The organism is Paenibacillus antarcticus (genome assembly GCF_001637225.1).
Lineage (GTDB): Bacteria > Bacillota > Bacilli > Paenibacillales > Paenibacillaceae > Paenibacillus_AQ > Paenibacillus_AQ antarcticus.
In genome coordinates this window covers 279,597-291,346 of the sequence record NZ_LVJI01000054.1, presented here as the reverse complement: position 1 = coordinate 291,346, position 11,750 = coordinate 279,597, and the positions used below count along the sequence as shown (strand labels likewise).

Here is an 11,750-nt window from a genome sequence, read left to right as displayed (position 1 = left end):
GCATATATTAAGGTGTATCTTTAAAATAAGTTTGGAGTACCAAATTTACGCTTTGGAAGTCTTCGCATATTGCTCACAGATGATGCGATGATCTTCGCTACCTTCAGTAAATCCGGTAACGGAGGATATCACTGCTTCAATGCCTTTTTCTGCAATTTGCCCTTGTAATTCTTTGGATTGTGGGTCTTGTGAGTTATCATAATGGAATGCATCTGCAATACCTTTTAGAAGCGCTTCATGTGGTAATCCATAGTCAATGGCCATATTGGCTGGACCCACAAGGCGGTCTGCTGGACCCAACTTTCGCAGAGGCTCCCGACCTACACGAATTACTTCATCGCGAATATAGGGATTCTTAAAACGGTTTTCAATTTTATCAATGTACTTGTAATGTTCTTCTTTGTCAAAACCATGCTTCTTGATGAGCGCATCGCCGCTTTCTTCCATAGCTTGTCGAACCACTTTTCGGATGGAATCATTATTAATAGCTTCTTCAATCGTTTCAATTCCATCTAGATAACCAAGGTAAGCAGTAATTGCATGACCGGTATTCAAAGTGAACAGTTTACGCTGTACATAAGCAAGCAGATTATCCGTTAGCTTCATTCCTGAAATCTGAGGCGCTTCACCTTTAAGGGAAGGTTCTTCAACAATCCACTCATAAAAGGACTCAACGCCAACATCAAGGATGTTATCACCTTGATAAGGAGGTACAATTCGGTCCACTGAACAGTTAGCAAAACCAACATTGTCCTTAGCATACAATTTACCTTCTTCAGATAGATGAGTGTATACCTGTTCTTCCAAGTGCTTGCTTCCACCAACCATATTCTCACAAGCGACGATGTTAAGAATCCCTCTACCCGCTTCTCTTCGCGCTTCGATACCTTTAGCGATCGTAGAAGCGATGATCTTAAGAACATTTGGACCTACGGCGGTAGTCACGAAGTCTGCTTCAGCCAATTCATTTATGATATCTTGACCATTCGAGAGTACACCAGAGACGTTAGTGATTGTTTCTTGTCTTTGCTCCAGATCAAGAATATGGATCTGGTAGCTTTTTTTCTCATTCAGCTCATTAATCATGTGCTCATTAATATCTGCAAATACGACATGGTAAGATGCTTGGGAGAGAAGGGCGCCGATAAAACCACGCCCGATGTTCCCTGCCCCGAATTGAATTGCTTTTTTCATAATTACGGGGAAAAAGTTAATACGTAGATTTGCAAAAAAACAAACGGCTAATAGAACCTACTATGTAGATTCAACTCGCCGTTTGTTAATTTTTTTTAATTCAGTATTGAGGATCGTTAGTTAAAAGTCATATTCCATATCTTTCGCTTTACGAATATCTGCATAGGCTTCTACTAATAATACGGTATCTTCCACTAACCGCTCCATACGAAACAGTACGTCATCGTTGATGATCTCTTTTCGATGGAAATCTTTCTCCTCAATAAATACATAGGTTGGCACAATATGTGCCTTCATATAGGCTAAGATGGGTTTCAGATGCTGTTCCACCATCATATAATGCTTCGCTGTGCCTGCCGTAACGATCATACTCACTACTTTATCTCGGAAAGCATTAACCGGTAAGAGATCAAAGATATTTTTCAATGTTGCTGGAATCGAAGCTTGAAATGTAGGCGTACCGATGATAATAGCATCTGCTGCCATGATCGTTTCGGTTACAACCTTTGTATCACCTTCATAATCCGTAAAGTTACGTCCATCACTAAACTCCACTTTATATTCGGCAAGATCTAGTAATGTAATCTCAGCATCTGGGTATTTTTCACGAGCTATTCTCAAAGTATAATCAATCGCTGTTCTGGTTTTCGACCCTACGATAGAACCTGCAATCGCAACAATCTTCATCCTACTCACTCCTTATTTCTTGGCTGTATGTTTCTTAATCGCAGGCATAATTTCTGTTGCAATCAACTCAATATTCTTCGCAATCTTGTCGAACGGTACGCCACCAAAGTCAATTTGTGCCATAAAGCGCTGTTGACCATATAATTCATATTGATAGAGCATTTTTTCGATCATTTGTTGAGGACTACCAATCATTAATGCATCACGGTAATCTGTAGACTGCGCAAATTGTTGTTTGGGATAACCGCCGCCACGTAATGCCTGCATCCCTGTATTAATATGTGGATAGTACTCACGAAGAGCATCTTGTGAATTTGCTGCTGTGTAAAATAAGCTCGTAGTTGCAATTGGAAGCATTGCTGGATCAAAACCACGCTGTGCCGCAGTCTCACGATACGCATCAACAGATCCCTTGAAATTGATAGCAGGACCACCAAGCGTTGTCAGCATCATAGGTACACCTACATATCCAGCCTTGATCGCACTAGAAGGTGGGCCACCGACTGCACGCCAAATGGGCATATGTCCATTGAGTGGTTGCGGTAAGATAGTAGCATTGTTCAACGGTGCACGAAATTGACCTTCCCATGTTACCTTTTTCTCGTTATTCAACTTCATTAGAAGCTCTATCTTTTCTTCAAATAATTCTTCATAATCATGCACATCATACCCTAGAAGACTATATGCTCCTACACGTGAACCTCGCCCAGCGACAATCTCAGCACGTCCATTGGAGATTAAATCGATTGTGGCGAAATCTTCATACACACGAACAGGATCAGATGTACTTAACACCGTTGCAGAACTAGCAATTTTAATGTTATTGGTGGCTTGTGCAATGGCACCTAGAATGACCGTATGTGCTTGTGTTGTGAAATGTGCTTGATGACTCTCACCTACAGCAAACACATCAAGTCCAGCCTCATCCGCTAGCTTGCTTGCCTCTATTAATTCCCGAATACGTTGTTCAGGACTAATGATTGTACCTGTATGTGGATTAGCTAAATAATCTCCAATGGAATATAAGCCGAATTCTAGCCCTTTATTTGTATCAATACGATATTTCTCCATGTGTACTCGCTCCTTTTGTCTTAATCTAATGGGATTAATGTTGCTTCTATTTCTGCTCGACGTTCTTCTAAGAATGGTGGTAAATCTAATCCCATTCCAAGGGCTTCGATTGTTGAATCGGCGGTGAAACCTGGACCATCTGTAGCAATTTCAAATAAAATACCGTTTGATTCGCGGAAATATAAGCTTTGGAAGTAATAACGATCCACAATTCCAGAAGTGTGGAAGCCACGTTCTTTAACGACTCCATCCCAATAGCGCAACTCTTCTTCGTTCTGAACACGAATAGCTAAATGATGAATACTTCCTTTACCCGGTTTCTCACTTGGTCCTTCTTGCTGTTTAATGACAATCTCACCAAATGATTTCCCTTCAATGGATTGATAGATGGCTTCATCATCAGAACGGGATACTTCTATATAACCGAACATGTCTGTTAATGTCTTCCCTAAGCGATCTAAGTGCTTTACAGTAATTTCAACTGTGCCCATACCCATAATACGATGTTGTTGCTCTACAATAGACTCTTCCCATGCTGACCATTGTTCTGGGACCTCTTCACCGTTATTATTTATCAAGATCATTCTCAAACCTTCTGTATCTTCAAAATGCAACGCATCTCGACCAGCATACCTTGTAATTTCACCATGATTTACATCCAGTTGTTCAAAACGTTGTTTCCAAAATACTAGACTTTCAAATGACGGAACAAGTAAGCCGATTTGCGTAATTGCATTCGTACCACGAACGGTACTTCCTACATTGGGTATTTCAAAGAATGATAGTTCCGTACCCGCACTACCCGTCAAATCTCCGTAGAATAGGTGATACATGGTAGGAGCGTCTTGATTGACCGTTTTTTTGACTCTGCGTAGTCCGAGTATATTTCGATAAAATTGATTGTTAATTTGAGCGTTTTTTGTGATCATCGAAATATGGTGATGTCCTGGAATGGTATACATTGTAATTCCTCCTTTTATAACTTGACTAATCAAATGATTGTGTAAAAAAAATTACTCAGGTGGTAATTCTTTCTTTTGGCTATGTTTATGAACACGTGTCATCAATGTGTATAGCGTTGTTTGTTCTTCATGGTTTAATACATCATCAAAGAATGATGTTTGAAATGCTAACTGTTCTGGCATTGCTTGTTCTAAAATAGCTTCCGCTTTCGCTGTGAGTCTAATCGTTTTTGTCTTCCAATCTTGCTTACGAACGATATACCCTTCGTTCTCTAGACGTACGAGCATACGCGAAATACCTCCTTGCGTAACGGTCACCTTCTCAGCCAATTCCATTTGCGTAAGCGGCTGGTAAACGCTTATTTGCATAAGTACATCAAATTGAGCAGTCGTTAAATCAAATCGTTTCAGAAAATCATTCGACATCTGGTTACTCTGGTTCGTAAAACGCATTAAACGCAACCAGATTAACGAGCCTATCGTATTATTACGCATGTCGTTTTCCCTCCCCATCGCTAACCTCAATATCACTTTACTACGCAATTGAAGAAAAAGCAAGTGGAATAAGATTATGAAGAGATAGATCTATGGCAACTAATTCAGACCGAACTCAACGATAATCAAGCCTATAATTCCAAATAATTTCCAATGGTTCCGATTTAAATAAATTTCTGTATTAATGAAAAAGTATTTTCACTATTCAGATTGCCCTCTTGCTAGATTCAACAAGCAACTCATTTGTCCGGCCAGTCACTAGGAAAACATCCTCTTCTTTTAATAATTGGGTGTAATTGCTTTATATTAGAAAAGTCCTTTAGCCGTACGGATGATCATCCATACGGCTAAAGGACTTTCTTCTACTTTGGACTTTTAATTAATTCCAAATCTCGTCAGCAATTTCTTTAATATACGCAATCTTACGCCATTGCTGCTCCTCTGTCAGGTGATTGCCTTCTTCCGTGGAAGCGAATCCGCATTGCGGGCTCAGGCAAATCCGGTTTATATCGACGTACTGCTTCGCTTCCTCGATACGCTTCAGAATATCTTCCTTGCTTTCAAGCTCACCAAATTTGGAAGAAAACAGGCCAAGCACGACCAACTGATTATCTTTCAGGAAGCGCAGTGGCTTGAAATCTCCTGCTCGTTCGGTATCAAACTCCAGATAGTAGCCAGAGTAGTTATTGATGCTCAAAAGTGTTTGCACAATAGGCTCATAACCTCCACCTACTCCAGCGTAAGTCGAAACATAATTACCTCGGCATACGTGCGTCGTCACAACGAGATCGTCCGGCAGACCTGATACAACTTCCTCGTTCAATTTCGCAAATTCGTTGGCATATTCGTCTACATTTACGCCGACTTGCTTCATAATTGCTATAAACTGTTCGTCGCAAAGTGCGCCCCACGTACAATCGTCAATTTGGATGCTGCGGCAGCCCGCTGCATAGAACGCAAGAATCGATGCTTTGTACGCTTTGGCAATATCCGAAACAAGCTCTTCTCGATTCGGGTAAATTAGCTTCGTGCTTTCCTTATTTTCTGCCCGGTCCAGCTCGAACAGGAATTGCGCTGCCGCAGGTATCGATTGACGTGCAACGACGTCCTCACCTGCAACTTCTTTTAAGAATGAATAATCTGAAACAAAAGGGTGGCTATTGTAACTTATTTTTGCGGTCAATTGGGCTGTTTCGGGTCTGGATGACGCTCCGGTAAATTGGTAGCCTTGATCAATAATTGTCCGTTCTACTCCGTCAAATCCCCAGAAGAAATCCAGATGCCACCAGGAGCGGCGGAATTCGCCGTCGGTTACAGCTTGAAGACCAACCTCCTTTTGTTTCTGAACGAGTGTAACGATTTCGTCATTCTCTACTTCCTTCAGCTGCTCTGCGGTAATTTCGCCGCTCTTGAATTTTAATCTAGCATCTTTCAACGCGCTAGGGCGCAGGAAGCTACCAACGATATCATATCTAAATGGAGTAACAGTTCGCTTTTTAGGTTCGGTTTGAGTGCTCATAGATTAGATTAGTCTCCTCGTAAATAGTTATAAAATCAATATAACATATCCGATTGACTATACCGATCTACCAATAAGCTATGACTGGTTATAGTTACTAGCTATAGCTAGGTTTTTGAATAATGAAACAAATAACCCACTATTTCACAAGAATTTTTATGATATGTATTTTTCATCCAGCGCCCGTTGTGCGGAAAGGGTCTATTAAGATTGCTTGTTTCATATACATAGACAGGCTATTTTAAATACGCTTATCAGCCCATTACTATTGAAAAGGATGTGATTTCCACTTTATGATTATGGAGCACCTTTTACCGCAAAAATTAGAATTTCTTTTGATGTTTGGGATTTCTCTATTCTGGACTATTGCCTATGTACTCATTATTTATAAAGGGTTTAAAAATCAAACTTACGGAGTACCCCTTGCCGCTATATGTTTAAATATTTCATGGGAATTTCTATTGACTTTCATTTTGCCGTTTCATCCACTACAGCAAATTGTAACATTAGTATGGTTTCTATTAGACTGTATCATCTTGCTCCAATTTCTCTATTATTCCACGAAAACATTACCCAAACGGACACTTTATCTTGCTGTCTTATCCTTAATTGTCATAGGTTTTCTAGTGCAATATGGCATGGCAATCGAATTCAATGATACGATGTCTCTCTATTCTGCCTTTGGAATTAATCTAGTCATGTCTATCTTTTTCATAAAAATGATACTTACCAAAGATCTACAAGGTCAATCTCTATCCATCGCTTTGTTCAAAATGATAGGAACCCTATGCGCTTCCATTCTCAGCTATTCATTCTTCCCGCAATCCTTGTTATTAACGATATTGTATATTCTCATATTAATAGTAGACGTAGTGTATATTCTAATGATCCTTAACAAATCAATTACAACCGTTCATAGGTCGCCTATCTATAGGAGTATCAAAAAGGTTGATCTATAAGAAATATCAGATCAACCTTTGTTGTAATTCCAACCCATTCTACGAATGATCAGTTAATTAATAGATACTCTTTAATCCCTTCTACAAAGGATGTGGCGACGCGATCTTGAAAATCGCCCGTCCACATCCTTTGCTCTTCCCCTGGATTTGTTAAATAACCTACCTCCAATAACGCCGTTGCATCAAGGTATCTTTTACAACGAACAAGGCTTAATTACCCAGTATCTTGGATGCCACAAATGCCAAGTCTACAATATTGATCTCATTATCATTGTTTACATCGAGATTGCGATATTTATCCCAATCAGCATCTGTAGATTTCTTACCATATCCAACAGCCATAAGTGCCAAGTCGCCAATAGAATATTTACCATCTTGGTTGATATCCCCTGGATTTGTAACAGGAAGATCCGTAATGATGATATTCAATACTCCATCCAAAACTGTCGTTTCCTTCCCTAGCTCATTCGCAATAGTTCCATTTACTGCTTGAACAGCAGTACCAGGTGTACCAATAATAGATTTAGCCCTAAAGGTTAGTGTGACGGTATCATCATTAGTAATACCACTTCCTAACCCTGCAGAGAGAACACGAAGCTGTCCTGTTGTGTCATCGTTGCTATTTACTATTTTAAAGTTCTCATTCGTAGCAGTAACGGATGTCAGTTCTAGCTTACTTGGGTCATACGTAAACGTAACATCTTGCCCAAATATAACTTCAGTTACATTCTTTAATCCAAATACTACGCTAAATTCTTCGTCCAATTGAACTGCTTGTTTGCCTGAAAGTACGCCCGCTGTTTCTCCAGACGCTACAGTGGTTGTTACCACAATACTACTAAAGCTTGATTTGATGCCATTTGCATTGATAGCTCTGACTTTAACACTATTGTTGGCATTAGCAGTCAAGCCCGTGAGGTTAAGACTCGTCGCCGTCAGTGCACTAAACAGAACATCGTTTATATACACTTCATATCCTGTTACACCCACATTATCTGTGGAAGCTTCCCACGAAATAGTCGCCGTTGTCTCTCCTACATTGGAAACCGCTAGATTCAATGGAGCGGTCGGGGTGGTTATATCCGGGATAGTAATGCTTGCTGGGCTGCTCTTCGCGGACTCATTCCTCGCCTTGTCAATGGCAGTGACCTTAAACGTATACAGGATACCTGAGTTGAGTCCTTGAACCGTCGTGAACGTAACATCGGAGTTACCAACATCGATGACTACATCGGTCTTTCCATCGTTAACGTATACTTTATAGCCAATTACGTCATCATCAACTGGAGGCGTCCAACGTACGATTACCGAATTCTGCGTGACACTATCTTCATCAACTATAACACCCGAAGGTGCTGCAGGAGGCGTGATGTCCGCGCTTGACTTTTCATAACCAGTAAGGCGAATCTCCGCAGCAGTGGCGAATAATTTCCCATTTTCTTGGCTTATCGAATCAACCGCATACAATCGTATTGCTTTCGCGGCTACTGGAGTGAATTGAACGCTCTGCCACCCCGTAATGCTCCAATCTCCAGTACCACCAGGTATATCGATAAAATCCGTACCATTGTTACTGTACTGAAGCTTATATTTTTTGATAATACCATTGGTTCCACCACCCGTACGCGGCTGATATCGCAAGCCATCCACCATATAAGTCTCGTCAGAAAGCGCAAGAGTTATATAAAGATTTTCACGAGAATCGCTGGCCCATTTAGAATGCCAGATCGTATTCGATCTGTTATCCAGCACTAAATTTGCAGGACCTTCGGACGCTCCCCCATTGGCTTCCCAACTACCTGCAGTAGCGCTTAGCTTATCAATAGGAATATCCTTGGTATCAGAAGATGCGTCACGAACGATCGAGATGGTATAGACCAATTCTTCGATACCCTTTATGACTTTCAAAGTATCGTTTGTATTAAACACATCGCTTCCAATTAACTCAGCAGTCCCACGGTACACTTTCACATCAATACCATCATCATGTACGAGGTTGGACAGGAGTGCTGCCACCGTAAGCGTTTCGGTGTCGGCTATGGTAATCGTTTGTAGTAATTGATTTACATTGTAGACAGTAGAGCCGACATTCAAAGAGATTGTGCCAGAATCATATGCGCCGATGTCAGGAATACCTGTGATCGGATTGTTGAAATAGTCTCTGCCACCATTGTTTGCAATTGGTATTCCAGCATTCATGGCCGGAGAGCCGGGTTTAAGCTTGTAACCGACCAAACTTGTTGCAGCAATCGGCTGACCGACACCAGTACCACCTTTACCAGGATCAACGAACATAGGGTCTACAGTTAACACGCTGCTATCATTAGAAGGTGTTTTGACAAAATTATAAAACAAATTGTTTTGCCAATCGATATTATTCTCACTGAAATTATTCACTTCAAATGGTGTATCCCCTGGATAGTAAAAAATATTGTTATAGAACTTAGCGTCGGAATTACCGCCACTGCCGTACATAAATAACTTACGACCATCCTCTTTCATATAGATCGTGTTATTGTAAGCCTGAGCGCCAAAAGATCCATCACGCCAGTCGATCACACCGTGTTCAGTATTGTCATTCTGGCTGATATTGTACCGGAAAACTCCGTTGAATCCGTATAGACCGGACGTATTACACCACATAAAAGTGCCGCCTGCGTTATCATGTAGATAATTATACTGCACATACGTCGTGTCGTTGAGTGCGTCGATCTCAATGCCTTGCGCATCTCCGCCCGGTAGGATGTCGTATACCTCGTTGAATTGGAATATGGTATTATCGGAATTCCAGTTAAACAATCCCACCGCATAAGGTGCAGCTTTGGTGGTACGGTATACCAAGTTGTTCTCAACCACAGCGTTCTTGTTGTTATCCACAATCGCTCCATCGCCATCAATGTCATAAATCAGATTGTTAGCTAGGTAAAAGTCTTCATACGGTTTAAAAGCGTAGCCCGCTCTAACTGGGGCATGGTTGCTTGGATAAGGACCCCACTTTGTATCGGTAGTCTCTGCTCTTCTTGCCCACACCGACACAAAATTTATGCCCGAGCGGCCAAGGTCGTAAAGTTCGCTGTTGGTGATGCGTATGTCGTTAATAGAGGTTGGAATGTGTGTTGAAGCTGGTGTATTCGGCTTGGCTAGCACCTCCATCAGAATTCCTCCAGATGATTTGCCTGCGTTACTGTTAGGTCCGTGGAAGCCGTGAATAATCAGATTGTCGAAGTAGAAATGATTCAAGTTGCCCGCGTCTTCACCAGTGATGTTGATCCCTCTACGGTAAACACTCTGGTCAGGCACATGATTAGGACCGGAAAGCTCTAGGTCTCTTACTTCCCAATAGGCTTGGTTGTAGAATGAGATTCCGTTATTTACGGTTGCGGTTGTATTAAATTCTGCGCTCATTAGCGGAGCCAACCAATTCGTATCGCTAGGCTTGAGTACCGGTCTAAGCCCTCCTTCTGAACCGTAGCTAGCAACTACGATCGGATATCCTTCTGTACCAGAACCAATAGGCTTCAAAGCACCCTTAAATTCATCGCCCTTTTTAAATAAAATATGGTCACCTGGTTTAAATGTAATGGTGTTCAACTTCTCAATCGTTTGGATCGCAGTCTCAGGAGTTAGTCCATTGTTGCTGTCGGAGCCAGTGTTCGCCACATAATAGGTCACACCGTCCTCAACACCGATTATAAAACTGCTTGTCGTTTCTTTCCCCTGATAGATGACTTTTACTATAACAGTCTGATCGGTAGGAGCCGACGGCAATTGATTAAAGTTAAAGGTTGATTTAAACGAATTTTTAGCGTACACAAAGTCTCTGGTAATCAGATTCTGGTATACACCTCCGTTAATATTGTAAGTAATAGCGAAGTCAGACGCTACAGGAGCAACGGTAGGCGCCTGATTCAACGTAGCTGTGATCGTGCCATTTGTGGAGTCAAGTGTTTGTACCTTAGCCGTGATCACTTCCCCTCCCGAAGCTTCGATAGGGAAATCAAGTGTCACAGTCTGATTTGTATTATCCTTCTTATACGTCACATACATCGTTATAGTTTGTGCTTGGGGCTGTGCCACAAACGAGGCAAAGTTCATGGTAAAGATTTTGTTATTAGCGTTAAAACTAGAATTGGTAATAGTAACTGGTAAGATCGTATTGGGATCCAGAGAAGAAGAATAAGTGACCTCGAAGACATTCTGATCGGGAGTACCGGTAAAGCTATCCTTAAACTGCGCTGTAGCCATCCCGTTCACAACATCTACCTGTTTAAGGTCGCTCTTGAGTGTCAATGTTGCATCGTCAAAATAAAAGTTGTTGCCTGCTGTGTTTGATTCAAGCCATGCATAAGTACGAACACGACCAGTGCTGGAAGTGAACTCCAGTGAATACCTCTTCCAATCATTGCTAGTCGCTGTAACTCTAGCTTCACTGCTGCCATGGTTTTTAACACCTAACCGCAAAGCACCTTTGGTTGCATCATTGGCTTTAACCCACACAGCGTACTCATAGGTCAAGCCTGGCTGTAGGTTTTTCACATCCTGCTCAAGAGACTGACCAGCGGTGGACATCATCACCGACCAATTCCCTTCATGAGCATTGCCTTCAACCTTTGCAGGACCCTGGTAAGTATACCAGTTGCCGAATTTATCGGCCGGTAGGCCTGTCGATAGATTCACATCCGTTTCCTCAAAGGTAGAGTGCTTGAGAAGATTTTCTTCTACTATTACAGAAGACGCAGCCATCGAAAAGTTTAGCGGAACCATAGATAGTATCAGCGAACTCACAATAGCAATTACCAAAGTTCTCTTGAAAATTCCGTATTTCTTTTTAGTTACCATTAGCTGACCACCTCTCTTATCTTA

At 41.5% G+C, this 11,750-nt stretch carries 8 protein-coding genes; 1 reads left to right on the top strand and 7 read right to left on the bottom strand.

The window, feature by feature from the left end; translation table 11 throughout:
- Positions 1–45: 45 nt before the first annotated feature.
- The 6 genes from PBAT_RS24225 to PBAT_RS24200 all read right to left on the bottom strand — a co-directional run bounded on the left by PBAT_RS24225 (position 46) and on the right by PBAT_RS24200 (position 5,928).
- Positions 46–1,194, bottom strand: a complete 1,149-nt coding sequence (locus tag PBAT_RS24225; protein ID WP_068653215.1) for a mannitol-1-phosphate 5-dehydrogenase — start codon at positions 1,192–1,194, stop codon at positions 46–48.
- Positions 1,195–1,314: 120 nt separating this feature from the next.
- Positions 1,315–1,881 (bottom strand): NADPH-dependent FMN reductase, encoded by a 567-nt coding sequence (locus tag PBAT_RS24220; RefSeq protein ID WP_068653214.1) that lies wholly within the window; start codon positions 1,879–1,881, stop codon positions 1,315–1,317.
- A 12-nt stretch (positions 1,882–1,893) separates the two neighbouring features.
- Positions 1,894–2,952 carry an LLM class flavin-dependent oxidoreductase gene (locus PBAT_RS24215; RefSeq protein WP_068653213.1) on the bottom strand — a complete coding sequence of 353 codons (1,059 nt, stop codon included), beginning with the start codon at positions 2,950–2,952 and terminating at the stop codon, positions 1,894–1,896.
- A gap of 20 nt (positions 2,953–2,972) precedes the next feature.
- Entirely contained in the window at positions 2,973–3,914 is a 942-nt protein-coding gene (locus PBAT_RS24210) for a ring-cleaving dioxygenase (protein WP_068653212.1), read from the bottom strand.
- A gap of 51 nt (positions 3,915–3,965) precedes the next feature.
- Positions 3,966–4,409, bottom strand: a complete 444-nt coding sequence (locus tag PBAT_RS24205; RefSeq protein WP_068653211.1) for a MarR family winged helix-turn-helix transcriptional regulator — start codon at positions 4,407–4,409, stop codon at positions 3,966–3,968.
- Between the two features lie 379 nt (positions 4,410–4,788).
- Complete coding sequence (locus PBAT_RS24200) at positions 4,789–5,928, bottom strand: 5-methyltetrahydropteroyltriglutamate--homocysteine S-methyltransferase (RefSeq protein ID WP_068653210.1); 1,140 nt, start codon at positions 5,926–5,928, stop codon at positions 4,789–4,791.
- A gap of 299 nt (positions 5,929–6,227) precedes the next feature.
- On the opposite strand from PBAT_RS24200, the gene PBAT_RS24195 reads away from it, so the two are divergent.
- The gene (locus PBAT_RS24195) at positions 6,228–6,887 is read left to right on the top strand and encodes a transmembrane-type terpene cyclase (RefSeq protein ID WP_149466339.1); all 660 of its coding nucleotides are present in this window, start codon (positions 6,228–6,230) and stop codon (positions 6,885–6,887) included.
- Between the two features lie 210 nt (positions 6,888–7,097).
- Here the strand turns inward: PBAT_RS24195 and PBAT_RS24190 are convergent, their stop codons facing one another.
- Complete coding sequence (locus tag PBAT_RS24190; protein WP_068653208.1) at positions 7,098–11,726, bottom strand: fibronectin type III domain-containing protein; 4,629 nt, start codon at positions 11,724–11,726, stop codon at positions 7,098–7,100.
- Positions 11,727–11,750: the final 24 nt, after the last annotated feature.